The 24,230-nt window shown below is 46.4% G+C and carries 21 protein-coding genes, 2 tRNA genes and 1 other annotated feature; of the genes, 6 read left to right on the top strand and 17 right to left on the bottom strand.

Annotation, left to right across the window (positions count from 1 at the left end; genetic code table 11):
* Nucleotides 1–116: 116 nt before the first annotated feature.
* The 11 genes from BLR50_RS05470 to BLR50_RS05420 form a co-directional block, all read right to left on the bottom strand.
* Nucleotides 117–200 (bottom strand) — tRNA-Leu (locus BLR50_RS05470).
* Between the two features lie 73 nt (nt 201–273).
* Complete coding sequence (locus BLR50_RS05465) at nt 274–1,536, bottom strand: methionine gamma-lyase family protein (RefSeq protein ID WP_092639348.1); 1,263 nt, start codon at nt 1,534–1,536, stop codon at nt 274–276.
* A 47-nt stretch (nt 1,537–1,583) separates the two neighbouring features.
* The gene (locus BLR50_RS05460; RefSeq protein WP_092639346.1) at nt 1,584–2,384 is read right to left on the bottom strand and encodes a GNAT family N-acetyltransferase; all 801 of its coding nucleotides are present in this window, start codon (nt 2,382–2,384) and stop codon (nt 1,584–1,586) included.
* A gap of 21 nt (nt 2,385–2,405) precedes the next feature.
* Nucleotides 2,406–3,425 carry a M42 family metallopeptidase gene (locus BLR50_RS05455; protein ID WP_092639343.1) on the bottom strand — a complete coding sequence of 340 codons (1,020 nt, stop codon included), beginning with the start codon at nt 3,423–3,425 and terminating at the stop codon, nt 2,406–2,408.
* The gene (locus BLR50_RS05450; protein WP_092639341.1) at nt 3,425–4,444 is read right to left on the bottom strand and encodes a M20/M25/M40 family metallo-hydrolase; all 1,020 of its coding nucleotides are present in this window, start codon (nt 4,442–4,444) and stop codon (nt 3,425–3,427) included. Before BLR50_RS05450 ends, BLR50_RS05455 begins: the two co-directional genes overlap by 1 nt.
* Nucleotides 4,445–4,482: 38 nt before the next feature.
* Nucleotides 4,483–5,874: a UDP-N-acetylmuramoyl-L-alanine--D-glutamate ligase gene (gene murD / locus BLR50_RS05445; RefSeq protein ID WP_092639369.1), complete on the bottom strand. Its 1,392-nt coding sequence runs from the start codon at nt 5,872–5,874 to the stop codon at nt 4,483–4,485.
* A 164-nt stretch (nt 5,875–6,038) separates the two neighbouring features.
* Entirely contained in the window at nt 6,039–6,908 is an 870-nt protein-coding gene (locus BLR50_RS05440) for a PSP1 domain-containing protein (protein ID WP_092639339.1), read from the bottom strand.
* A 185-nt stretch (nt 6,909–7,093) separates the two neighbouring features.
* The gene (locus BLR50_RS05435; protein WP_092639337.1) at nt 7,094–8,062 is read right to left on the bottom strand and encodes a DNA polymerase III subunit; all 969 of its coding nucleotides are present in this window, start codon (nt 8,060–8,062) and stop codon (nt 7,094–7,096) included.
* Nucleotides 8,062–8,385, bottom strand: coding sequence for a cyclic-di-AMP receptor (locus BLR50_RS05430; protein ID WP_092639335.1), 324 nt, complete (start codon nt 8,383–8,385; stop codon nt 8,062–8,064). The genes BLR50_RS05435 and BLR50_RS05430 overlap by 1 nt, the downstream gene beginning before the upstream one ends.
* Before the next feature lie 121 nt (nt 8,386–8,506).
* On the bottom strand, nt 8,507–9,841 hold the full coding sequence (locus BLR50_RS05425) for an aminotransferase class I/II-fold pyridoxal phosphate-dependent enzyme (protein WP_162840328.1): 1,335 nt from the start codon (nt 9,839–9,841) through the stop codon (nt 8,507–8,509).
* 28 nt (nt 9,842–9,869) lie between these two features.
* Nucleotides 9,870–10,922, bottom strand: a complete 1,053-nt coding sequence (locus tag BLR50_RS05420) for a lipid II:glycine glycyltransferase FemX (RefSeq protein ID WP_092639331.1) — start codon at nt 10,920–10,922, stop codon at nt 9,870–9,872.
* 410 nt (nt 10,923–11,332) lie between these two features.
* On the opposite strand from BLR50_RS05420, the gene BLR50_RS05415 reads away from it, so the two are divergent.
* Together BLR50_RS05415 and BLR50_RS05410 are read left to right on the top strand one after the other, a co-directional pair.
* The gene (locus tag BLR50_RS05415) at nt 11,333–11,779 is read left to right on the top strand and encodes an adenine nucleotide alpha hydrolase family protein (protein WP_092639329.1); all 447 of its coding nucleotides are present in this window, start codon (nt 11,333–11,335) and stop codon (nt 11,777–11,779) included.
* A gap of 34 nt (nt 11,780–11,813) precedes the next feature.
* On the top strand, nt 11,814–12,767 hold the full coding sequence (locus BLR50_RS05410) for an alpha/beta fold hydrolase (RefSeq protein ID WP_092639327.1): 954 nt from the start codon (nt 11,814–11,816) through the stop codon (nt 12,765–12,767).
* Between the two features lie 71 nt (nt 12,768–12,838).
* Here BLR50_RS05410 and BLR50_RS05405 read toward each other — a convergent pair whose 3' ends face one another.
* The 3 genes from BLR50_RS05405 to BLR50_RS05395 are packed head-to-tail and all read right to left on the bottom strand — an operon-like array spanning nt 12,839 to nt 15,178.
* Complete coding sequence (locus BLR50_RS05405; protein WP_479714956.1) at nt 12,839–13,750, bottom strand: MetQ/NlpA family ABC transporter substrate-binding protein; 912 nt, start codon at nt 13,748–13,750, stop codon at nt 12,839–12,841.
* A 13-nt stretch (nt 13,751–13,763) separates the two neighbouring features.
* Nucleotides 13,764–14,435, bottom strand: coding sequence for a methionine ABC transporter permease (locus BLR50_RS05400; protein ID WP_205408669.1), 672 nt, complete (start codon nt 14,433–14,435; stop codon nt 13,764–13,766).
* Nucleotides 14,432–15,178 carry a methionine ABC transporter ATP-binding protein gene (locus BLR50_RS05395; protein ID WP_092639323.1) on the bottom strand — a complete coding sequence of 249 codons (747 nt, stop codon included), beginning with the start codon at nt 15,176–15,178 and terminating at the stop codon, nt 14,432–14,434. Before BLR50_RS05395 ends, BLR50_RS05400 begins: the two co-directional genes overlap by 4 nt.
* 148 nt (nt 15,179–15,326) lie before the next feature.
* Nucleotides 15,327–15,591, bottom strand: a binding site (T-box leader).
* A 225-nt stretch (nt 15,592–15,816) separates the two neighbouring features.
* Between BLR50_RS05395 and BLR50_RS05390 the strand changes: the two genes are divergently transcribed.
* The 4 genes from BLR50_RS05390 (at nt 15,817) to BLR50_RS05375 (ending at nt 22,646) form a co-directional block, all read left to right on the top strand.
* Complete coding sequence (locus BLR50_RS05390) at nt 15,817–16,698, top strand: DMT family transporter (RefSeq protein ID WP_092639321.1); 882 nt, start codon at nt 15,817–15,819, stop codon at nt 16,696–16,698.
* Nucleotides 16,699–16,726: 28 nt separating this feature from the next.
* Entirely contained in the window at nt 16,727–18,133 is a 1,407-nt protein-coding gene (locus BLR50_RS05385) for an MATE family efflux transporter (RefSeq protein ID WP_092639319.1), read from the top strand.
* Between the two features lie 554 nt (nt 18,134–18,687).
* Nucleotides 18,688–22,008, top strand: coding sequence for a RecQ family ATP-dependent DNA helicase (locus tag BLR50_RS05380; RefSeq protein ID WP_092639317.1), 3,321 nt, complete (start codon nt 18,688–18,690; stop codon nt 22,006–22,008).
* Nucleotides 22,002–22,646 carry a hypothetical protein gene (locus BLR50_RS05375; protein ID WP_092639315.1) on the top strand — a complete coding sequence of 215 codons (645 nt, stop codon included), beginning with the start codon at nt 22,002–22,004 and terminating at the stop codon, nt 22,644–22,646. Before BLR50_RS05380 ends, BLR50_RS05375 begins: the two co-directional genes overlap by 7 nt.
* 110 nt (nt 22,647–22,756) lie before the next feature.
* Here the strand turns inward: BLR50_RS05375 and BLR50_RS14855 are convergent, their stop codons facing one another.
* From BLR50_RS14855 to BLR50_RS05360, 3 genes are all read right to left on the bottom strand, one after another.
* A complete protein-coding gene (locus BLR50_RS14855; protein WP_423230282.1) occupies nt 22,757–23,119 on the bottom strand; it encodes an Ig-like domain-containing protein in 363 nt (120 codons plus the stop codon).
* Nucleotides 23,055–23,330: an Ig-like domain-containing protein gene (locus tag BLR50_RS14850; RefSeq protein ID WP_423230283.1), complete on the bottom strand. Its 276-nt coding sequence runs from the start codon at nt 23,328–23,330 to the stop codon at nt 23,055–23,057. Before BLR50_RS14850 ends, BLR50_RS14855 begins: the two co-directional genes overlap by 65 nt.
* Before the next feature lie 722 nt (nt 23,331–24,052).
* Nucleotides 24,053–24,128 (bottom strand) — tRNA-Ala (locus BLR50_RS05360).
* Nucleotides 24,129–24,230: the final 102 nt, after the last annotated feature.

The following is a 24,230-nucleotide window of genomic DNA, read 5'->3' as shown; positions in this document are numbered from 1 at the left end:
AACCTCTATTTTAGATTTTTGTGGCATAAAAATACTCCCTTCATGATGAACAGTGTTTGTTATTTCACTGTCTCTCATAAAGGGAGCATATCATTCGCTCGGAGCGCTTATTCTGTTGGTGCGGATAACAGGACTTGAACCTGCACGCCTGGGGCACCAGATCCTAAGTCTGGCGCGTCTGCCAATTCCGCCATATCCGCAAGGGTACAATATATTATAATAAAATAAGCGTTTTCTGTCAATCTAAATTTACTGTTCCAGTCTGGTTACCGTTTACTGTTCCAGTCTGGTTACCGCATCGGCTGCCAACAGGATTCCCAGCTTTGCGCTGTAGTAGGTTAAGCCGCCCTGCATCCAAACGGCATAGGGCTCGCGCATGGGGGCATCTGCCGAAAGCTCGATGGAGGCACCCATGGTAAACGCACCGGCTGCCATAATCACGGGGTCTTCGTATCCGGGCATATCCCATGGCTCAGGTGCGGCAAAGGAATCAACGGGTGAACCCTTCTGTATGCCCCCACAGAACGCAATCAGGCGTTCTGGGCTGCCAAGGGTAACGGCCTGAATAATATCGGTTCGCGGCTCGTTATACCGCGGATAAACCTCATACCCTAAATCCTCAAACAGCTTAGCGGTAAAAACTGCGCTCTTCAGTGCGCTGGCTACCACGGTTGGTGCAAAGAACAGGCCCATGAGAATTTCGCGTGTCTGGCCCAGCGAACAGCCAACCTCCTTACCGGTACCCACTGAGGTAAGGCGATAAGCACACAGCTTAACTAAGTCGCTTCTGCCCGCTATGTAGCCGCCGGTTTTGGCTATGCCGCCGCCGGCATTCTTAATCAGCGAGCCGATAATCAGGTCGGCGCCTACTTGTGTGGGTTCACGCTGCTCTACAAACTCCCCATAGCAGTTATCTACCATAATGATAGCATTGGGGTTTACGGCCTTGATTTCACGGCTGAGGTGTTCAATCTTATCAATACAAAGCGATGGGCGAAGCGCATAGCCGCGGGAACGTTGGATATAGCAAACCTTCGCATCCTTAGCTTTTTTGAGGATGGTTTCATCATCCGGTGTTCCGTCTGGCTTGAGCGCAACGGCTTCAAAGCGTACACCAAAATCCTTCAGAGAACCGTTTCCTTCGCCGCGGATGCCGATAACCTCCTCTAGGGTATCGTAGGGGTTGCCTGTAACCGCAAGCAGCAGGTCTCCCGGCCGCAAAACACCGAACAGCGCCACCGTAAGTGCGTGAGTACCCGAAACAAAGTTATGGCGCACCAGCGCGTCTTCAGCACCCACTATCTGCGCAAAAACCGCGTCGGTTGCATCTCGGCCAAGATCACCGTAGCCGTAGCCGGTGGTGGGGGCGAAATGCGCCTCGCTGATTTTATGGTCGTAAAACGCCTTTTGCACCTTCATTTGGTTGTATTCGGCGTTTCTCTCTATCTGAGCAAAACAGGCTTCACATGCCGCCTGCGCGTTGTCTGCCTTAATAAGAAGTTCATGGGAGAGTTGAAACGGATTTTGGGATAGCATGGCGATTAGTTCCTTTCGCGCGTAATTATCGAATAAGAATGCGTTTACTATTTATACAATCCAGCCCATTCCGAGCAGGGCTCAAAACCGACGGTTTGATACAGCCTGTCTGCTTCTTGGGAGACGCTGAATAACAAAGGCTGCAAATTATCCTTAAGAAGCGCTCTGGTAAGCTCTGCAGTAACCGCCTTGGCATAGCCGCGACGCTGATAACCGTTCAGGGTACATACATCCCGTATCACCGCACTGCCCGTTAAGTAAAAAGCACATGCCGCCGATACATATACACCGTCCTGCTTCACTGCGGCAGCCTTTGCTAAGTTATGGCGCAGCCGGAAGGAAAGGTCAGTATACCAGAAGTTATAATCAGCAAACTGCCGATAATCGCTGCTGCATTCACACAAAAGCTTAAACAGCTGCTGCAGATTCGGGGGTTGTATAAGCTGTATTCCATCCGGCACCTCGGGTAAGGATTGAAGCGATTTATGCGGCAAAACCATTGCCTTGCCATGACGAAGCTGTCTGCCCGCTTTCACCCGCTCAGGCATGCTCTCAATAAAGGCTTTGGGGGCAACGATGCTTCTATACTCGGGCACAATGGAAAGGAAGGCGGCGAATAGTTCGGAATCTATATCATCGTCTGCGCAACAGACCGTCAGTGACTGCTGGTAAAGCTGCACGGCAAGATGGGGGGGGTTCTGCTCGCTGCAAATCACCCACTGCGAAAGATAACGATCATCGCGATGATAGACCGCATAGTTTGCAAGCATGGCCGCACCGTATACAGGGTTTTCGCGGGCAAGACGTAAGAAATCAGCTTCATTGATATCATCGACAATATGAACCACCGCTGCCCGTCCCCCTTGCTGCTATAGCTGTGCCAGATGCTCCGCCGCCGCTTTGGCGAGAATGAAAGTATCTGAAATATCCTCTGTCTTCAGCACGCAGGACGGGGAATGGATATACCGGCATGGCATGGATATCGCCAGTGTTTTGATTCCTCCGCGTACCTTATGAATGGCGCTGGCTTCGTTGCTGCCTGCCACCATCTGCTTGGGCTGGCAGTGGATGCCCGCTTTCTCAGCAAGCTCAAAGGCCATATGGTAGAGTTCCCTGTCATAAACCGTACCACGATCCATAAAAGACACCACGGGGCCCTTGCCCAGCTCGCAGACCTGCTTACCAGCCTCTACACCCGCAATATCGGCGGCGGTGGTTGCCTCCAATACTATGGCATAGTCGGGAGCCACCGTGAAAGCTGAAACCATGGCACCGCGGCAGCCTACCTCCTCCTGCACATTGAAGGTAAACCATGTGTCATAGGTAAGCTCTGAGCGTATCATCTCGATTAACACCGCACAGCCTGCGCGGTCATCCAGTGCCTTGGCTTTAATCAGGTTGTTGCCGAAATTAACGAAGCCGGATTCAAACACCGCGTAATCACCGGGGCTAATATATTTTAAGGCATCCTCTTTATCTTTTGCACCGATATCAATATACAGGCTGTCGATATCGGGCATGGTCTCCCTCTCGTCACCCTTCGTTAGGTGTATAGGCTTGGTGCCGATTACGCCGGTTACAGCTTTTTCGCCCACCAAAAGGCGTTTACCCACTATTACACGCGTATCGATACCGCCCACACAGGCAAAACGCAGCAGCCCGCTGTCTTCCACATAACGGACGATAAAGCCTACCTCATCCATGTGCGCGGCAAGCATCACCTTGTTTTTAGCTTCTTGCTTCCCCTTTTTGAACACAATCAAATTGCCGAGGGCATCGGTGCTGTATTCGGCAAAACCTGATATTTGTTTGATAATCGCCTTGCGAATCGGCTCCTCCGCACCCGAGGGGGCATTGATCTCGCAAAGCAGCTTGATGGTCTCCAGCATTACCGTTCGCCTCCCCTCAATACATAAGCCGCCATCAGCTGTGCCGACGCCTCTATATCGGCGGGATCGGCGGTTTCTATGGAGGTGTGCATATATTTGAGCGGAATAGACACCATACCGGTTTCTACGCCGCTTTGAGCGATGACAATCTGGTCGGCATTAGTACCTGTATGACCCTCCATAATCTCCAGTTGATAGGGTATGCCCTGCTTCTTTGCCACCTCAACCAACTCATTCGAGAAGTTGCGTGAGATGGTGGGCGCAAAGCCGATCATCGGCCCTTTGCCAAGTTCCCCACATTTATGCTTTGGGGAGTCAGGTGTTTGGCCAAAGCTTACATCCACCACAATGGCCTTGGTAGGGAAAGCCGAAAAGGCGCCGGTTCTGGCACCCTGCCCGCCAACCTCTTCACGCGTGGAAAAGAGCACTGTAAGGCCGCAGGGAATCTGTTTGCCCTTAAGCAGCTGAAGACATTTTATAATTGCCGCACAGCTGGCTCGGTCATCCATCGCCTGAGAAACCAACTGTCCGTTTACAAGCTCGCGCACGGGCCCGTTAAGCGTAACCCTGTCGCCTAAGCTGATAAGCTCCTTTGCCTTTTCCTGCGAAAGCCCAACATCAATCGCAATATCCTCGAGCTGAGGGGGCTTTTTGCTGTCGCCCTCCTTGGCCAGATGGGGCGGCTGGCTGCAGATTACCCCATAAACCGGGCTTTTGCCATGCACCGTTACCTCGCTTGCCATTAGAACCCTACGGTCGATACCGCCGCAGCTTGCAACCCGCAGAAAGCCCTTATCATCAATCTGCTGCACAATAAGCCCAATCTGATCAAGGTGCGCATCCAGCAGGATGTGCTCCTTTCCCACCTCCGGCTGCTTCACGGTACAATGAATATTTCCCAGCGCATCAACAGTAACCTTGCCGTAGGGTCTCAGCAACTCTGTTACGACTGTAGCCGCCGCCGACTCGTCGCCCGATACCCCAACTGCGCTTGTAAGCGTTTGAATGAGTTCCTTCATCTAATCTTCATACCCCTTTTTCAGACACAAACTTTTCATTACAGCTTGTGTACCAGTTCTTTGAAAATCTCGCCGCGGGTTTCATAGTTTTTGAACATATCAAAACTTGCACAGGCCGGTGAAAGGGTAACGATATCGCCCTGTATCGCGTGCTCCTTTGCAACCTTTACTGCCTCCTCCAACGAGGCGGTCATTACAATGTCCGGCTTGCCGGGTTCGTAGCCATCGCAGTTCACAACACAATCCTTAATTGCACCTGCTGTTGTACCCAGAAGTATCAGCAGCTTAACCTTTTCAAGGATATAGGGTGCCAATGGCGTAAAGGGCACCTTTTTATCATACCCGCCCGCAATGAGAATCACCTTCTGATTAAAGGCGTTCAGCCCCGCAATGGTGCGTGAGGGGGTGGTTGCGATAGAGTCGTTATACCACCTTACGCCATCCAGTTCACGCACAAATTCAATGCGGTGTTCTACACCCGAAAAGGTTCTGGCAACATACTCGATATTCTCGGGGGAGATATACCCCCAGGTAGCCGCTATTGCAGCAAGGTAGTTTTCTATATTATGCCCGCCCGGGATGCGAATAGCCTGTGCGGAGAACAGTTTATGCACGCCCTTATCGTCCGCCATGCAAAGGAACCCGTCATCGCTTAAAAAGGCGCCGCGCTTAACCGTCTTTTTACGGGAGAACATCAGCGTATCGCCACGCGTTTCGGGAATGAAGGAACGAGTGATGTCGTTATCAAGGTTGAGCACCGTACGTGTAAAACCGTTCTGGTGCAGGAAGATGTTCTTTTTAGCATCTACATACTCCTGCATATCGGTGTGCATATCCAGATGGTTGGGGGTAACATTGGTCACCACCGCAACGTGCGGTGAAGTACGCATCGAGATAAGCTGGAAGCTGGAGAGCTCCACCACCGCCACATCCTCCGGTTCAATTTCGGTGATGCGGGAAAGCAACGGCAAGCCAATGTTCCCGCCAAGGAACACCCTTTTACCCTGCCTTTTAAACAGTTCTGAAATGATGGTTGTTGTGGTGGTTTTGCCATCACTGCCCGTTACCGCAAAGATTGGGCAGGGGCAGAGGTCAAAAAATACCTCCAGCTCGCTGGTTACCGCCACACCGTTTTCTCGGGCATTATCGAGTTCTGGGGTATGATACTTCATACCCGGCGTGCGGAATACCACATCAAAGTCATTTAAGCCGCTTAAGTAGTTCTCCCCAAGGTTTAAAGTGATACCGGCTTGCTCCAGAAGGCCTGCAGTCAAACCGAGCGCGGCCCTATCTTTTTTATCGCAGGCGGTAACCTTCGCCCCGTAACGTGCAAAAAGCAGCATGGCATCGGTATTGGATACACCGATACCGATAAAGCAGATTTTCTTTCCGCCGCATTCTTTCAAAAAACGTTCAATCCTTGTGTCCATAAGTTCCTCCATATCACCGCGTAAACAGTTGCACTGCTGCAACTTTACCGCAGTAAAAAAATATCTTAAATTCAACAAATCAGAACCTTCGTCTAAACGGCGAAGGTTCTGACCATCATTGATTTTTGAATGGATTACCGTTGGTTATGAAACTACTTTGTACACTATTCCTTTTCCAGCTGGCCCAGCTCGGCAAGCTCGGAGCTGTCTATTCGAATCTGCGCATCGCGGAGCGTGGTGACCTCCTTGCGGGTAAACACCTTTGGCGCCGCATCAGGGAACTTCTCTAGCTTAACCTTCAGCACGCCGGTGAGCAGGTTTACATCCAACACGGTACCCTTACCGTCCTTGGTTTTAACATAGGCCCCCACCTTGGGAGTAATGGAAAGCAGGTCTTCGTAGGCCTCCTGCTCGTATTTTAAGCAGCACATCAGCCTGCCGCAGGTGCCGGATATCTTGGTTGGGTTCAGCGACAGCCCCTGCTCCTTCGCCATCTTAATGGATACAGGCTGGAATTCGCCTAAAAAGGTAGCACAGCAAAACGGCTTACCGCATACCCCTAAGCCCCCGAGCATCTTAGCTTCATCGCGTACACCGATCTGCCTAAGCTCTATACGGGTACGGAATACCGAGGCAAGGTCTTTCACCAGCTCCCTGAAATCCACGCGGCCATCCGCGGTAAAGTAAAACAGTATCTTGTTGTTGTCGAAGGTATACTCCACATCCACAAGCTTCATATCCAGCTTGTGGTTTTGAATCTTTTGCAGGCAGATATCAAAAGCGTTTTTCTGCTTGCGAACATTGTCCTCTACCTGCTTTAAGTCTTGCTCGGTGGCAACGCGTATAACACTTTTTAACGGGCGGATGATGTTCTCTTCAGGCACCTCACGGTTCTCCATAACCACCTCACCGCACTCCACGCCTCGGGCGGTTTCAACAATCACCGAGCTGCCCTTGCCGATTTTGTTGTCGTTTGGGTCGAAATAATATACTTTCCCTACGTTTTTAAAACGTACGCCTATAACCTCTGCCATTGGTTCCTGCCTTTATCTCCGGTGAAATGGTTTTTAGGGGGTGCCGCCGTCTTCACCGGAAAACGACGGGGTTTGTGCGCATCATAATGGGCTTTAACAGGCGGATCCTGCTATAAGCACCGTCTGCCCTTTCCAAAGATAGAGGGCGCTAGTATCTATATAAACATATTGATGTAGGTTGCAGATTAACTGTAGATTTTAGTACACAGCCAGCTAACCACCAGCGGCTGACTGACATTTTGTAAAAGCATCTGCTCGGCTTGTTGACAGGAGGCAATCACCTGCATGGTGTGCGACTTAGTCCATGCGTTTTGAGAAATATCTTCGCCGGACAGGCTTGTCTTGGAACCGATTTTGTCAGCAAGGATATCTCTGCAAAGCAATTCTAATCGATGCAGTACCTCTAAAAGGAGCTTTTTATCATCATTTAAATCCCGTGCAGCCAAAAGCACGGCATATTGATTCTCTGATGCCGACTTAATGACAGCATGGGCGATATTCACAGCCTTCATGCCGCTTTCATCGGCAAGCATGGCCTTTGCCTTACCGAGGTTTCCGCCGCATATGCGTGCAGCGGTAAGGCATTCGTCAGTAGTTTTATCAGGATAAGCCTCTTTGAGCCTTTGGGCACAGTCCTCTGCGGAAAGCGGCTGCAAACGGATCTCCGCAGTGCGGGAGCAAACTGTATCCAGCAATGCACCGCGCTCGTTGGCCGTAAGAATAAGCATCGTATGCTCGGGTGGTTCCTCCAGAAGCTTTAACAGGGCATTCTGCGCCTGAGCCGTCATGCTTTCACAGTTTGCAAGGATAAATATCTTACAGTCGCCCTCATTGGGCATGATGGACGCCTTGCGGCGGATTTCACGGACGGTATCAATATGAAAGGATTTTGCCCCTTCGCCGATGACGGTAAGTACATCAGGATGGTTGCCCTCCAGCACCTTTTTGCAGCTTTGGCATTTCATACAGGGGCGCTCAGCCTCTTTGCAGAGGAACGCCGCAGCCATCAGACGGGCAAAGGTTTGCTTGCCAACACCCTTCTCACCCGTTAACAGGATGCCATGAACAATACGCCCCCCGCAAAGCAGAGCGGCGAGCGTATGCAAAGCTTCGTCGTTGCCGAAGAAATAGTCGTTTATCTGCTGAGTACTCACTAAACCTTTTCAAACCTTTCAACATCGGTGACAAAGATGGTGGCACCGCCAACCGTTACCTCGATGGGGAACGAGCTGTATAAGCCCACGCCGTAAGAGGTAGAGGAAGGAACCATCTGGGTGCGCTTTTTGCTGTGCTGCGCCACAATGTCAATCACCTGGTCAACCTTTTCATCCTCGGTACCGATAATAAAGGTGGTGTTTCCCGACATCAGAAAGCCGCCTGTGGTAGCAAGCTTGGTTACGGAAAAGCCCTCTTTGGTAAGAGCGGTAGACACTACCGAGCTATCATCACTGCTTACAATGGCAAATATCAATTTCATAGATGCGACCATCCTTTCTTGCGGAACAATAAATGTCTTTTTGTCTATTATCTATAAGTATATTTTACTCTAGCAAGCGTTTAATAGCAATAAAAACCTGTAAATTTTACAAGTTAAAGCCTCACTTATTATCGATTACTGTTACCGTCTCATATCCGTAGGCAGTGAGTAAACGAACAGCCTCCTCGGTAATCAGCTCACCGCAATACACCACCGGCACACCCGGCGGGCAGCTGCTTTTATTGGCTGCGACAATCCTCCCCAGCGAGTTCCGCACGGGAATTATCTTCTTTCTCGCCATAAAGGCTTCTCGAGGATGACACCCGACAGATGCCTTAATCGGGGGCGGAACCAAAGCGGGTATATTATCACGCGGCTCGATGCCATTGATCGCATTTGTAAGCCGCTCAAAATCTTGCTCCGTGTTTAAGGGAGAAGGAAGCAGCACGACAGTATTCTCGCCCACATACTCCGGTTCCACCTTAAATGCGCGCAGGTGCGCCGCCAGCTGCTCACCGGAATAACCAAGATGGTAGGCGCATAGAAGCATACGGGTATGATCCCCTTGATTAGGGATTGGGGTAAAACCCTTTTGAAGTGCCAACTGTTCAAGTACAGCAATTTTGCTGCGAAGGGCATGAAAATCCTTCTCGGCTGAATCTTGCAGGTAGGAAAGGCAGGTATCCAGCGACAGCATAATCAGATAGCTTGGGCTGGTGGAACCGAATACTGCCATTGCCTCTTTGGCAGGCTCAACATATTCATCTTGGGCTATATGCAGGTAGGCACCGCCGGTTATCACCGGAAGGGTTTTATGCGCACTATCACAGCACATCGCCGCTCCCTGCGCAATAGGGTGTGGGTAGCCCGCGGCCTTCAGATGCGCGCCGTGTGCGTTATCCACCAATAACGGAACGTTATATCGGGAACATACCGCGGCGATGGCGGCAATATCTGAGAATACCCCATAATAACTTGGTGAGGTAATATACACGGCAGCAACATCCGCTTGTGACCGCAACGCGACCTCCACCTGTTCGGGGGTAACGGCTCCGGTTACACCGGTAATACTATCGGTCACAGGGTAAACCCAAACCGGCTCAAAATCAAGCAAGGCCATTGCGTTGGAAGCCGCCACATGCGCGTTGCGCCCAATGACAAGCCTGCTGCCGCGGTGACGCACAAGCGACAGCATTGTCTGAATGCAGAGAGTGGAGCCCTGACAGCTGATAAGGCTTCTTTTTGCCCCATAATAATCCGCCAGCCACTCCTCACAGCGCAGGATTGCCTCACCGGCCTCGTACAGGCTGTCAGCGCCCTGAATCTCGGTGATATCGTACTGCATCACACCGCCAAACAATCCGCAATAATCTCTGCCCTTATGGCCCGGCATATGAAAACGCGAGGCGTCTTTTGAAAGGATATTTGTCAGAGCTTTATAGATTGGAGTTTCCACAATAGCGCTTTGCCTCTCTATATCATTTTCATTTTTTCCTAAGCTTCTTTTTTACCTTAGCGAGCTTTTCGTTTACATCAATACCAAGGTTAATAAGCCAGTTGGAAATCGGCTTGAAAACAATATCAAATTCTCCGGCCAGCTCTACAAGTTCGCCGTTAAAGCCACGTTTAAAGCGATACAAACCATACAGGTGGTTGCTTTCATCCAGAACACCCGAAACGCCCTGAAAATCATAAACCGTGCTGTTGCCCTCAAGCGCCCATTTTATCATTTCCCACTGCACAAGATAATTCGGCATCACATTACGGTGGTCGTTATCGGATGCGCCGTATACATAGCAGGTTTTGCCCGCATATTGTGTAGAGATGGCGCCGGAAATTACCTTACCCTCATAAAGCCCAAGGTAAAGCCGACAATTTTCGCCCATCGCATCCATCATACGTTCAAAATAGGATTTGGGGCGAGTATTGAAGCCGTCGCGTTCGCCGGTAGTTTTATATACGCGTACGAACTCATCAAGCATCTCTTTGCCGCAAGCCTTCACTTCAATGTTATGCTTCATTGCCACACGCACGTTGTAACGGGTTTTCTGGGTAAGGTTCGCAAATATCTCTTCCTCGGTGCGCCCCGTAAGATTCAGACGGTAGTTAAAGCGCGGCTGAATGGTTTCGAAATTATCGCCGCCCTTATTGTAGGTGTAGCCGAGTTCAGTTGTCAATTTGATAAACTGCTCGTCACTGGCCAATACATCAGGATCCATTTTAAACAGGTAGGCATTATGCTTACGCGCAAGAGCATGAACGCCATCAGTCAGGTCTTTTACTACTGCGCGATCATTCAAGTCGCAGACAGGCCCGCGTGGGGCATACATAAAGCTACTGCCGAAGAACGGGGCTTTCTGCAGCAAAACCAGCATTGCGCCCTGAATGGCTCCGGCAGAATCGCGGGATATAATACCATCGTATCCCCAATTATTCTTCACCTTAGGCCAGCTTAAAGACTGCATAAAGCTGCCGTTATGATGGCTGCGCATAAACTGCTCAAACTCTGCCTCGGTTTCTTTACGTAACAGTTCCACCCTCAAAGCACTTCCTAACCTGATGTTATTGTATATCAAAAAATTATAGTAAACGATATGCCATATTACAAGATTATAGCACTCTGACCGCTTTGGTGTCAAACCGAAGGCAGGCTCGGTTCTGCAGGTATTTTATACGATACCCGCACATTATGGTAGGTAATATAATTTTCATTATTTATATAATTGCACTATAGAATATTTATGATAAAATAAGATTGGTAGTAATTATTTTTATAGCTTTATGTTATCAGCAAGCCCGATAATTTTTTTAATTTATTTCATAAGACGGATAAATACTTTTCACAATTGGGCTGTATAATCAAATTAACGGGTTGGGCAAAACAGGAAACCGATTTTATGAAATTACTGCAGACGTTACCCGTTAAACTTAAATCGGAGTGATTGGATTGAGCAAGCCTTTTAATATCAGCACCGACTTTGATAACTATAATAAATACATATCCGCTACCATCGTTTGCGTTACTGACCAGATAAACTGTGAAAGAATTATAAAGCGCGGGCGTGAGATTGCCGATAAAACTAAAACCAACCTGTATGTTATTAATGTTGATAACGGCAGTAAACGGGATATCGCTGCCATTGAGCACCTGTTCCATGTTTCGAAGGAATACAACGCCGTTATGAATATCTTTTATAACAATCAGGTTCTGGACACTCTTGTAAACTGTGTTCATGAGTACCACGCGGTGAATATTGTTTCCGGTATGCCGCAGACTGTAAACTCTATCCTGAATAAGTTGTGGGTTATGATGCCGCAGATAGACTATTACATGATTGGTCTTGAAGGCGACGTCACGGTGATATCATCCAAAAAGGCTGCAATTAACCAATAAAATATGACAGAAGCGGGCGGTGAACAGTTTGAGTATGGCTATTGAGGAACTCAGTTACTTCAGCACCAACAAAACCGATACCGTAAAAGCGACATTATGGTTTAATCCGGATTCTCCCCCGAAGGCTGTGTTGCAGATTGTACATGGCATGAACGAGTATGTCGGCCGCTATCAGGACTTCGCCGAATACTTGGTTGAAAACGGCTTTGCCGTTTGCGGTAATGATCACCTTGGCCACGGCAGAACCGCCTCCAGTTCCGAGAGGCTCGGTTATTTTGCCCCTCAGGATGGCCCAAAATTTCTAGTCGAGGATGTTCATGAGCTGTATCTTCTGATCAAGGCACGATACCCCGATATCCCCTACTTTCTGTTGGGGCACAGTATGGGGTCGTTTATTACGCGTAGCTATATCACCAAGTATGGCGACGGTTTAAGCGGCTATATCTGCAGCGGCACCAGCGGTCCTAATCCTCTTGGAAAGGTTGGCATCCTGCTTGCAGAAACCGAGATCCGGCGCTACGGTGAATTCCGGCGCAGTAGTTTACTCAATAACATGGCTTTCGGTAACTACAATAAACAATACCCCGAGCACCGAACCAGCTACGACTGGTTAACAAATGATGCAGCGGTGGTAGATAAATACGCTAAAGACCCATACTGCAATTATATCTTTACCGCTTCCGGCTTCAGGGATTTGGCCCTGCTGCTCAATTCCATATCCACAAAGGCATGGGCAGGTGCAGTACCTAAAAAGCTGCCGATTCATATGGTTTCTGGCAAGGATGACCCCGTAGGCAACTACGGCAAGGGCGTTCGCAAGGTATTTGATATGCTTCACGATGCCGGTGTGGAAAACCTGTCGCTTAAGCTTTATTCCGGTTGTCGCCATGAGGTTTTAAACGAGATTGACCGCAAAAAGGTATATGCCGACCTGCTGGATTGGATGAACACCCGGATGAAAGCTCCAACCAAAAGCACTGCCGTATAATTCAACCTACACATATAAAGGCCATATCTCCGTGAAAGAGATATGGCCTTAATTGGTGGCGATTTCTTTAATTAGAATACAGGAACAACCGATACGCCGTATTTTTCTTCAATAAACTTCTTGGTTGCGTCACTCTGCAGCGCGGCAATCAGGGCTTTGATATCCTCTCTGCCTTCGTCGCCTTGCTTTACGGCGATGATGTTCGCAAACTTTTTGGCGCCTTCGGAGCTCTTATCCTCGGTGGCGAGTACCTTATCGGCAATCTTGGCTTCAAGGGCATAGTTGCCGTTGATAACCGCAAAGTCAACATCCTGAAGAGTGCGCGGCAGCTGAGCAGCCTCGGTTTCAATAATCTTTACCTTCTTGGGGTTGGCGGTAATATCCTTAGCGGTGGCAAGCAGGCCTGCATTGGGCTTAAGCTCTATCACCTTCAGGCTGGCAAGCAGCTGCAGGGCGCGGGCCTCGTTGGTGGTATCGTTGGGAACGGCAATCTGAGCGCCTTCGGTGATATTCTTGATATCGGCTGACTTACCGGGGTATACGCCGAGAGGCTCGAAGTGGATAGCCGCGGCGGAAGCAAGCTTGGTGCCGTTCTTGGTATTGAAATCATCCAGGTACGGCTTGTGCTGGAAGTAGTTCGCATCGAGTTCTCCGCTATCCAAGGCGTTGTTGGGGAGCACATAATCGGTAAACTCCACAATCTGAAGATCAATGCCCTTTTCCTTCAGCTGGTCTTTTACGAACTCAAGTATCTCGGCATGCGGTGCGGGAGAAGCGCCAACCTTTAAAACCTTGGCAGCACCGGAGGAAGCGGCCGCAGAGCTGGCAGCAGCCGATGATGCCTCGGTGGATGAAGCTGCGGCAGAACCGGCACCGGTTGAGCTTGCAGCTGCAGGAGCAGCGGAGCAAGCGGATAATGCAACTAAAGAGGAAACCGCAATAAGGGCGGCAATTAAACCTTTTTTACTTGTTTTCATTTTCATATTTCCTTTCTGTTTATCGATTTCTTTTATCAATTCTGCGTGCTACGAGATTAAAGATACTCTGGATTACCTGAACGATAATCACCAGCAGCACAATAGTAATAAGCATGACCTCATACTCATAACGGTGGTAACCATAACGAATCGCAATATCACCGAGACCGCCGCCGCCAACGGCACCGGCCATGGCCGAATAACCGATCAGGGTAATGGTTGCGATAGAAACGCCGCGTACCAGGGACGGCACCGCCTCGGGGAGCATCACCTTATAGATAATCTGCCAGTTGGTAGCGCCCATTGCCTTTGCGGCCTCGATTACGCCGTAATCCAGCTCTTCCAGCGAGGTTTCAACCAACCGGGCCACAAAAGGGGCTGCCCCGATAATCAGCGGCACACAGGCGGCTGTGGAGCCGATGCTCTTCCCCACAACCATTCGTGTAAACGGTATTAACGCAACCATCAGAATAATGAAGGGAATTGAACGGCCGATATTCACAATCCAACCCAGCACAGCGTTAAACTTCGGCATGCTTGCCAGAGAGTTCTTACCGGTTATTACCACAAGTACACCCAGCGGCAGGCCCAGAATGTAGGAAAACAGCACCGACACAACCGTCATATATAATGTTTCCAGTGTGCCCTGCCCGAGCATGGGTGCATAATCAATTAAGGTTTGAAGGTTCATAACGTATCACCTCCCATATTCAGCAACTGCCTTGTTACAGGGCTACGCGGGCTTTCAAACACCGCTTTTGTTTCGCCCTGCTCTACTACAACACTGTTGTCGATAACCGCAACCTTGTTGCAGATAGACCGTACAACGCCGATCTCGTGGGTGATGATTACTATCGTTACCGAGTATTTCTGGTTAATTTCTTTCAGGAGGCTTAAAATAGACCGTGTTGTTAAGGGATCGAGAGCCGAGGTGGGTTCGTCGCAAAGCAGCACTTTCGGGTTTACGGCAAGCGCGCGCGCAATGGCTACACGCTGCTTCTGCCCGCCGGAAAGCTGCGAGGGGTAAGACTGAGCTTTATCAGAAAGCCCTACAAGTTCCAGCAGCTCCGTTACCCTTTTGTGGATGTCCTCTTTCGGGGTATTCGACAGTTCCAAGGGAAACGCGATATTCTTGGCAACCGTCTTCTGCATGAGCAGGTTGTAGCCTTGAAAAACGGTACCGATCTGCTTTCTTACCTCTATGAGCTGCCTTGGGGTAACCGACAGCACATCAACCCCGTCGATTTCTATGCTGCCTTCATCCGGCCTATCCAGCATGCCCATGCAGCGCAGCAAGGTGCTTTTCCCCGCACCGCTCATACCAATGATGCCGAAGATATCTGCCGTATCAATATCGATGCTCACCCCGTCCAGCGCTTTGACCTGAGTGTTGCCCGTATTGTAGATTCTCGTTAAGTTTTCAATTTTAAACATAAGCTTTAACTTCTTTCACATGTGAATGAGGTTTGGCTGCCCGCATTGCTTTTTATACAATGATACCTTTCCCGCTATAGACAGTAATTAGTATTATACCGGCCGATATTCGGGCACAAAAAAAGCCCTCCCCCCTACGGAATATTATTCCGAGGGCGAGGACCTAAACAGCCACGCGGTACCACCTCGTTTTGCCTGCATCTCACGGTGAAGGCCTTATCGGGTACAGACTATAATCTAATAATAGCCGATATACCCTATCGCTGTAACGGGCGAGCCCGTCGTAGCCTAAGCAAAAGCTTCGGTACGCAACTCCGAGACCATGTTCAGCATATACTGCCCAACCTGCTTTCAGCAACCGCAGGCTCTCTGTGTGGGTAAAGGATGCTTACTCTTCTCTTCATCGTCATTGTAGTTTATAAGCTTACCAATCGGTTCATAGAGTTCACCTAGCAGCAAGCTATGGATTATATTATAGCATCTTTTTATTCCAAGTCAATATCTTTTTAAGAGATTCATCAGAGTATCTTTCTTCCTTTGGTGAATGTGGGTGAAACTTTGTAATCCATATACCTTGTTTATACTAGCCAACTGATGTAGAATATAAAAGTCAATTAATAGTTTGAGGTACAATAATAATGAATAATAAGTTATCTAAACCGCTTTCGGATAAACAAGCGGTTATTTATATACTCATCTGCAGTATGCTATGGAGTATAGGCGGAATCTTTATTAAGCTGATACCGTGGAACTCGGTAGTCATTGCGGGTATACGCAGCCTGATTGCCCTGCCTGTGGTGCTGATCTACATTCGTATGGCGGGATTAAAGCTAAAGCTCACCAAACGGAATATCTTTACGGGATCTTTTCTTTTTCTTACTTCCTTATTATTTGTAACAGCCACAAAGCTTACTACCGCCGCTAACGCGATTGTACTGCAGTATTCCTCGCCGATTTTCATCATCCTTATCAACGCGATATTCTATAAGCAGCGCCCGCGCCGTAAGGATTTATTTGTTGTAGCTATTGCAACCGCCGGTATCCTGCTCTGCTTTGTTGATAAGTTCGGAAAAAGCGGCTCAAACCTGTTGGGCGATGCGTTGGCGGTGTGCTCCGGTTTGAGTGTGGCGCTTTTCTACATATTCGGCAGTAAATACGGCAGCCTGGATGACAGCATGAGTACCATCGTAGCGGGGCAGTCGATTACCCTGCTGTTTTCAATCCCCTTCATGTTCTTCTATCCCCCTGCTCTCTCACTACCCTCGGTTTCATTTGTGGTATTGCTCGGAGTTGTGCAGATTGGCATACCCTATATCTTCTACGGCAGAGCTATAAAGGTTGCCACCCCACTTGTGTGTTCACTGGTATCTATGGTTGAACCGCTGCTGAACCCGCTGTGGGTATTTATCGGTGTTGGAGAGCTGCCATCGGTTTTTTCAATCCTTGGAGGGCTTATTGTTATCGCTATTGTTACCGCATGGTCAATAAGCAATATTAAAGAGGCGGAACGCTCCAAATAAATCTTATACTCTGCAGAAAGGCTCTGTCATGATCACACTGCTCAAACGTCTTTTCAATGTAAACAACATGCTCAAGCCTCAGCAGCGATTGGGGGAAATTCCCTCCACATCCTCCATGTATCTTTCCACCTACCGCATTGCGTGGCCCAGTGCGCTGGAAGCGGTTTTAATCAGCCTGATTGGGTCTGTCGACACAATAATGGTAAGCTCTCTCGGCCCGGGAGCAATCGCGGCTGTAGGTATTACCAACCAGCCGAAGTATATTGTTATGTCAGTGATCTTTTCGCTCAATCTTGGCGTTACGGCGATTGTTGCCCGACGAAAGGGCGAGAAGGATATTATGGGTGCCAACCGGTGTCTGAAGCAATCCATTATGCTCAGTTCCATGCTCACTGTTGCAGCTTCTGCCCTAGGCTATATCTTTGCTGACCCGCTAATAATACTTGCCGGGGCAGGGCGCGACATTATTACCGACGCTTCGGTTTACTTCAGAATTATTATGATTGGCAACGTGTTCTACTGCATTGGCCTGACTATCACGGCAGCGCAGAGAGGTTCGGGTAATACCCGGATATCGATGGTAACGAACCTCACCGCCAACCTTGTAAATATCTGCTTTGATTACCTGCTTATCGGAGGCAGGTTTGGGTTTCCGGCGCTGGGTGTGGCGGGGGCTGCCATCGCTACTGCCATCGGCAACATTGTCAGCCTAATTATTGCGGTTTTCTCGGTTACCAGGCGCGGCGGATTCTTAAGCCTGCTTGAATATGGTGAATGGAGATTTGATCTTAAAACGCTGAAGAATCTAGCCAGTCTTGGCTCCAGCGCGCTGGTGGAACAGGTTTTTATGCGTATCGGCTTCTTTTCCTATGCCGCCATTGTGGCAGGACTAGGTACCATTGCCTTTGCAACTCATCAGATTTGTATGAATGTCATCAATGTCTCATTTGCGTTCGGTGACGGTTTGAGCATTGCTGCCTCCTCTCTGGTTGGGCAGAGCCTTGGGGCCAAGCGGCCCGACATTGCCATTCTGTACGGTAAGGTTACCCAGCGCATTGCCTTCTGTGTATCCGCAGTGTTGTTTGTGGTATTCATGTTGGGCAGGCACGGTATTGTATCACTGTTTACCGATGATAATCAGATTATTGCGCTCGGTGCGGTGATATTGATTGTAATTGCCTGCACCTCACCGTTTCAAACCTCTAATGTGGTGGTATCCGGCTGCCTGCGCGGTGCAGGAGACGCCAAGTATGTGGCTTTAGTTTCATTTATCTCTATCGGTGTTATACGGCCTGTTGTAACCTGGCTTTTATGCTTCCCACTGGGGCTTGGTCTGCTTGGGGCATGGTTTTCATTGATGTTCGATCAGGTTACCCGTCTTACGCTAAACTATCTTCGCTTTTCAAGAGGTAAGTGGACGAAGATAAAGATATAACAAGCTACCGGCTAAAGAAGATTTTCTTTGGCAGGCAGCTATTTGTATAAAGCGGCAGGCATAATATAACGGATGCGCATGGTTTATGAATACACTATTTTTACATAATTACTATAGTTTATCGGATACCCTTCGGAACCGAAAAGAAACGGTGTTTAGTTTAACACAATTTGTCTCATAAACTAAGCCTCGATATAGGACGCCCAAAGTATCTGTTAGGAGTCCACCATTTTTCAGCCATTCTGCATTTCATGGTTCGGCACCGCCTTAACAGAAATAATCTTACGAGAAGTTGAGTGCTATCACCATAAAAGCTGGCACCAAAATTCGAGACCAACTCTACTATTCATTAAATCACATGGCAATAAGTATCTTTGCAATTTTGGTATTTTACTTTTTGTGTGGAAATTTGTAATTGAAACATGTATAATACAATTGTATTAATTTGTAATAGGAAAATCTATGGGCTATTATTCTTTGAAACAATAAGCGCAAATAACCCAACGTTTCAATCTAGTCATGTTTAGTTAATACAAGCAATTGGGGTTTTAGAAATGGAAAAACACACTGCTTCTTATACAGATATAAAGAATAGTTTCGTCATACAAAACTTGGACAAGCCAGATACTGTTGAAAAATATTATAGCCTATTTTGTGTAATGAAAAATATTCTGATGAGGGGCTCTCCTAGCCGTCCCTCCGTGTACTTATTGTCTGAGCTTGGTGAAATCAATGATTCTGCACAAGGCAACGAGCCATTATGGCTCTTCTCAAAAGAAATACCCCAATGGAATCAACGAATCAAAGGTTATAGCGATAATAATGATTATCCAGCTGAAACTTTCTTTTATACTATCATCCCTGAGTTTATTCCAGAGTATCAATTTATTCAAACATTGTTGCTACCTGAAGCATTGATACAGGAAATAGTTCCTGATGCCCCAAGTGAATTTGAAGCGCAACAGGTCGATTTTTACTTACCTCAGGCAAAGCTGATCATAGAAATAGACGGAGAACAGCATAAAAAGATACTTCAAAGACAGAAAGATAATGTAAGAGATGCCTATTTTAAAAAGCACGGAATAACAGTGATACGGATAGCAGCATCTTCCATAAAAAATCAAGATGCGGCATTAAAGCATTCAATTGATGCTATTACTGAAATTCTAAGTACATGCGCTGACATCAGGAAATATGCGCATATTTTCGAGAATTCCAATTATTATACTCCGTATATGCATCGATTGGCGTATGATGTGGTCATGCGCTTTCAAATCCTTTTGTTGTCAATGCTGCAGAATGAAATGCTTTCACTAACTGCTTCGGAGTGGGAGTTTAGTCTAGCATGCCAATTTCCTGATTCAAGCAGGCTGTTACGTGTTGCTTTTGAAGATATCTGTTTGTGGCTAGAACACTTATGCAAACTCTGCAAGCTTCCCTTCAGAAAACCAAAAATCAGAATCAATGAAGAACAAATGACAAATCCTTTAAAGATAGATTTGGATATCTTTAAAAGATGGACCGATGAATACGAAATGAACCCTAATACAATCTATATAAGAAATGACTATTTCGATGATGCAGACTATTTCTGTGTAAGTACCTCAGAATCTATTCGGTATCAGGTTGAAATTAATGAGAACTATTCGGATGAACTCAGTCTGAAATTTTTACTGAAAAATCTATTTGGATATGACGATTTTAATGATGGACAGCTCCCTATTATTGCCCACGCTTTGGGCCTAAACGATACCATAGGGATTTTACCGACTGGTTCAGGAAAATCTCTGTGCTATCAACTTTGCTGTCTTTTGCAGCCAACCGTTAATTTTGTGGTCTCACCTATCTTGTCCCTTATATATGACCAGAAACAGAATCTGGATGAATTTGGAATTACGAGGACTGCTTATATTACCAGTGACCAGACGGTAGAAGAAAAGAACAGTATCATTAAAGATTTCGGCAGAGGTCGTTACCTCCTCGTATGGATTTCTCCGGAAAGATTTCAAACCATTGCTTTTCGCGAGACGCTGCAACAAATCAATTTTGCTCATAACTTTTCCTACGCGGTAATTGATGAGGTACATTGCCTTTCTGAATGGGGACACGATTTCCGCACATCATACCTTAATCTTGTTAAAACGATTCGGCAATATTGTCCACAAGCTACCCTTCTGGGCCTTACTGCTACTGCTTCTCAATTTGTTTTGGAAGACTTAAAGAAAGAATTTGGGATACGGGCTGATTCTATAAAATCCGTTTCATCTATGAGTAGAAAGGAATTATCATTTCATATTGTTAAATCAGAATACAATTCAAAATATAACACTTTATTACAGATTTTAAATAACCTTAACTCAATGAACAACCAGATTTTTGAGTTGAGAGGCGAACAACCTTCCTGTGGTCTTATATTTACAGTAGCCGCAAATGGAGATAAAGGGTGCAAGAACGTTGCCACCAAATTGTCCAGTGATCTTAAAATTAAGACAAGTGCCTATTATGCAAACTTAGATTATGACGTTGGAAAAGGTCAAAAAAAAGCAGTTCAAGAAGCTTTTAAGCAGAACCAAACTCCTCTTATGGTAGCAACCAAGGCTTTCGGTATGGGTGTTAATAAGAAGAATATCTGTTATACAATTCATTATGGTCTTCCGTGGTCTATCGAAGCTTTTTACCAGGAAGCTGGCCGAGCGGGCAGAGCCGGACAAAAGTCGGACTGCTATATACTGTACTCCCCAGAACCGTGTGAAAAAGAAATATTGGATGAAATATTTGCATTAAGAACTGATATAGAACGTCTTAATATACTAAGGGCACAATTATCCAGCGACCTTTCCTCTATTCTTTACTTATGGCAGCAAAACAATGACGGTGTAGATGCGGATTTAGAAATGATGCGATGGGTAATGAACTCCCTAAGCAAAAGTCAATCTACTATTATTTGTTGCGATGAAGAACACAAAAAAAGTCCAGTGGAGAAAGCGATATATCGATTAACGCTGCTTGGGTTCGTAAGCGACTGGACAGTAATTGAATGGGGAGAAAAGAACGGTAAGTTTAATCTCATCGTTAACGAGTATTCCCTTGATACCATTCGGCATAATTTTATTGAATACATACGAAGATATGATTCTGTTTTTTCCCTGGAAGATACAGCTGAAAAATATCGAGCCTATCAGAGTATCCTAGGTGATACAAGTCTGAAGCCGTATGCGCGCTATATGAAGGCACTTCTTCAATGGAGCTATGACAATATCGTCTATAGCAGAAGACAATCTATAAACAATATCCGCGTTCTTTGCGACAGCAATATGGACAGCGATCAAATAAAGCTGTATGTGGATAATTATTTTAAGTTTTCTGAAACGACTATTTTATTGGACAATATCGTTGCTAAACCCAATGATTACCTCACTTGGTTTGATCTCCTCTACACGAAGAATACAGAAGACGGCTTTCAGATTCTTTTCGAACCAATCTCAGTTGTCAAAGCTAATGAAATTCTTGTTTCCTTACAGCGATATCTGGAAAGCTATCGCTTTAATACTGGTCTAAACTTTGCAGCGGGTATACTCCTAATAATGTGTGGCAAATTTTATGACACTGACGCTTTGGAGCGCTTCGACGACGCATTCGGTACCATTGATACCTTTGATATGGAAACGCAGAATGCAATCATGAACGAATGCCTTAAATTTGGTTCCAGCATTGAACACGAGAACCGAATGGTTCTGGGAGATTACCTGGCAAGCAGATATCCACATAAAGCTGTAGAAATTTATAATGCATTGCAGGATTTAGGCTCACTTACAGTGGCGCTAGGTCCGATGGAAAAAAGGCTGAATAAAATTAAGGAGAAAATTACATGGTAGACTTGCAAAGATTGAATTCAATCATTGATAACCTTGATGCTAGTGCAACTAATTTTGAAAAAATTATGAGTATTGTAGACGAGGTGAAGAAAACAGCTTCTTTAGTGGATGATAGCGCAAATCAACTGCGAAGTATAATAAACGAGGTGGATGCGCTCAATTCGAACAGTACTGCGATACAAGAATCCATTCGTTCAACTCATCAGAAGCTTGAAGAACATTTTAAGCAGACACAACTTTATCAAACGCAGTTCACTAGTCAAGTAAACTCTCTTCTCTTGGAAATTAAAAACCAAGGGCACGACTTGAATAAGCAGCTTGAAAATGCTTTGGAAGCCAAGATAGACTTAATGAAATCCGACATCATACTGGACAATAGAAGTAAGGCCTTAGAAACGCAAGGCCAGATTTCCGACTCCCATAAGGATCTTGCATGCACACTAACTTCAGTTAAAACAGAAATTTCAGATGCTAATACAATGATAAATAATAGTCAGACGACCATTATCAACAAGATTGACCAGGTTTATGGAGAGCAAAAGAATGAGCTGAGCCATCAATTTGCTTTTCTAAAAGGTGTAACTATTACTTCTGTATGTTTACTGGTTATAGCAATTATCGTTTTGTTGGTAAGGTAACTTATTGCAATACGACTCGCTGAGAAATGAATCCGCCACTAGAATTTGAAACCACCTCTGTTAAACCGTTTGATTGTATAAACAATGCGTTCTTTTGCACATCATCAACATCAGTTGATACAATAAACCCCGGCTCGTTTTGGGCCGGGGTTTGCTGCGTATAGGGCTGAAAAGCCTTGAATTACAAGGCTTTTCAAGATTAATAAGCCTTTTATTATTCTACCGTTTGGTTTAATTGATGAAGACCATGTTATAGCCTTGTTTGTCGCATTAGTTGGGGTAATGTAAGCGGAAAGCTCGGTAGAATCGCTTGCGTTCAATACCCATGTACTTTTAGATATAGTAATGCCGGTTACCGGAATCTTTTTAGTAACGGTAAAGGTGCATGAAGCTGAATAGCTACCGGCTTTAGCGGTAACTTTTGCAGTACCAGCGCCAACAGCAACAACGGCTCCGGTAGAAAAAACTGGCAACGTTGGAATAGCTTGATGACCAGGTTACACTCTTATCAGTAGCGTTGGAAGGAGTAATAGTTGCTGAAAGGTATATCGTGTCACTGATAATAACGGAAGCATAGCTTGGACTTACGGTAATACCCTTTACAGGAATAGTTTTTGTCTCTTTCGCTGATGAGCCATAACTCGTATTCTCTTTCTGGGCGGCATTTACAATGCCAACATTCATGAGCAAAGATAAGATTAAGGCCAAAGAAAGCAAGATTTTCCCGAAATTCCTTTTTCTTATAATAGATTTTGCACTACTCGATGTCAAGCTTTACTGTAAAATTTAGAGATTACTTCCCAAACATCAAAATAACATATAATTACATTATTGGCAATGCTAATTTTTATAGTTATGGGTTGTATTATATAAATATTTCAAATTATAAGATAAGGACATTATTATGTATACCTATCAGCTAAACTATAAAGCGAGCCAACTTATCCCCAGCAAGTTGTAAAATAATTTCCAAAAGGAATAGAAAAGATCCATTAAGGTCAAAAAACAGTTATACTTAAGTCGCTAGACAAAAGTGACTGGAGGAGACCGCAATGATCAAAAAAGTATAGTACAGAATAGAAAGAATCGAGACAGCTAGAAATGGTTTTTCTCTTTATATTAAAATCAGTAGGAACATGGAGCCAGTTACGACAAAGGGAAGTCACTGCTCGGAATCTCAATATTCCCGTTTGCCGAGTGCACACCCTATGCACACCCCCAAGCTTCCGTTTGCCGAGTGCAAGGCGTAATCAAGCTATATGCTCAATAGACAGGCCTTTTTCTCTGCACCCTACAAACGGCAGAAAACAAAAAAGCCGCCCCAAAGCCTTGCTACCAAGACCTTCTGACGGCTGCCGTGTGCAAAATAAAAACGCCAGCATTGTATCAATACTGACGTTCTTATATGGTGGAGACGAAGAGGATCGAACTCTCGACCTTACGGATGCGAACCGTACGCTCTCCCAGCTGAGCTACGCCCCCATATATTACCAATTTTCTAATGTGAACCAAGTGGTTGCCAAGAGAGTTACACTACTGTTGCTGAAACCGTACCGCGTGCGCTCCCAACTGAGCTAATTACCC

Source organism: Acetanaerobacterium elongatum, assembly GCF_900103835.1.
Lineage (GTDB): Bacteria > Bacillota > Clostridia > Oscillospirales > Ruminococcaceae > Acetanaerobacterium > Acetanaerobacterium elongatum.
Note: the sequence above shows the minus strand (reverse complement) of the source record. Positions and strands in the feature narration are given on the sequence as shown.

Coding starts and splice junctions, on each gene's coding strand:
- BLR50_RS05465 (WP_092639348.1), bottom strand. CDS start 1,536: ATGCTATCCCAAAATCCGTTTCAACTCTCCCATGAACTTCTTATTAAG.
- BLR50_RS05455 (WP_092639343.1), bottom strand. CDS start 3,425: ATGCTGGAGACCATCAAGCTGCTTTGCGAGATCAATGCCCCCTCGGGT.
- BLR50_RS05450 (WP_092639341.1), bottom strand. CDS start 4,444: ATGAAGGAACTCATTCAAACGCTTACAAGCGCAGTTGGGGTATCGGGC.
- murD (WP_092639369.1), bottom strand. CDS start 5,874: ATGGACACAAGGATTGAACGTTTTTTGAAAGAATGCGGCGGAAAGAAA.
- BLR50_RS05440 (WP_092639339.1), bottom strand. CDS start 6,908: ATGGCAGAGGTTATAGGCGTACGTTTTAAAAACGTAGGGAAAGTATAT.
- BLR50_RS05430 (WP_092639335.1), bottom strand. CDS start 8,385: ATGAAATTGATATTTGCCATTGTAAGCAGTGATGATAGCTCGGTAGTG.
- BLR50_RS05410 (WP_092639327.1), top strand. CDS start 11,814: ATGGCTATTGAGGAACTCAGTTACTTCAGCACCAACAAAACCGATACC.
- BLR50_RS05405 (WP_479714956.1), bottom strand. CDS start 13,750: ATGAAAATGAAAACAAGTAAAAAAGGTTTAATTGCCGCCCTTATTGCG.
- BLR50_RS05400 (WP_205408669.1), bottom strand. CDS start 14,435: ATGAACCTTCAAACCTTAATTGATTATGCACCCATGCTCGGGCAGGGC.
- BLR50_RS05395 (WP_092639323.1), bottom strand. CDS start 15,178: ATGTTTAAAATTGAAAACTTAACGAGAATCTACAATACGGGCAACACT.
- BLR50_RS05390 (WP_092639321.1), top strand. CDS start 15,817: ATGAATAATAAGTTATCTAAACCGCTTTCGGATAAACAAGCGGTTATT.
- BLR50_RS05385 (WP_092639319.1), top strand. CDS start 16,727: ATGATCACACTGCTCAAACGTCTTTTCAATGTAAACAACATGCTCAAG.
- BLR50_RS05380 (WP_092639317.1), top strand. CDS start 18,688: ATGGAAAAACACACTGCTTCTTATACAGATATAAAGAATAGTTTCGTC.
- BLR50_RS05375 (WP_092639315.1), top strand. CDS start 22,002: ATGGTAGACTTGCAAAGATTGAATTCAATCATTGATAACCTTGATGCT.
- BLR50_RS14850 (WP_423230283.1), bottom strand. CDS start 23,330: ATGAATGTTGGCATTGTAAATGCCGCCCAGAAAGAGAATACGAGTTAT.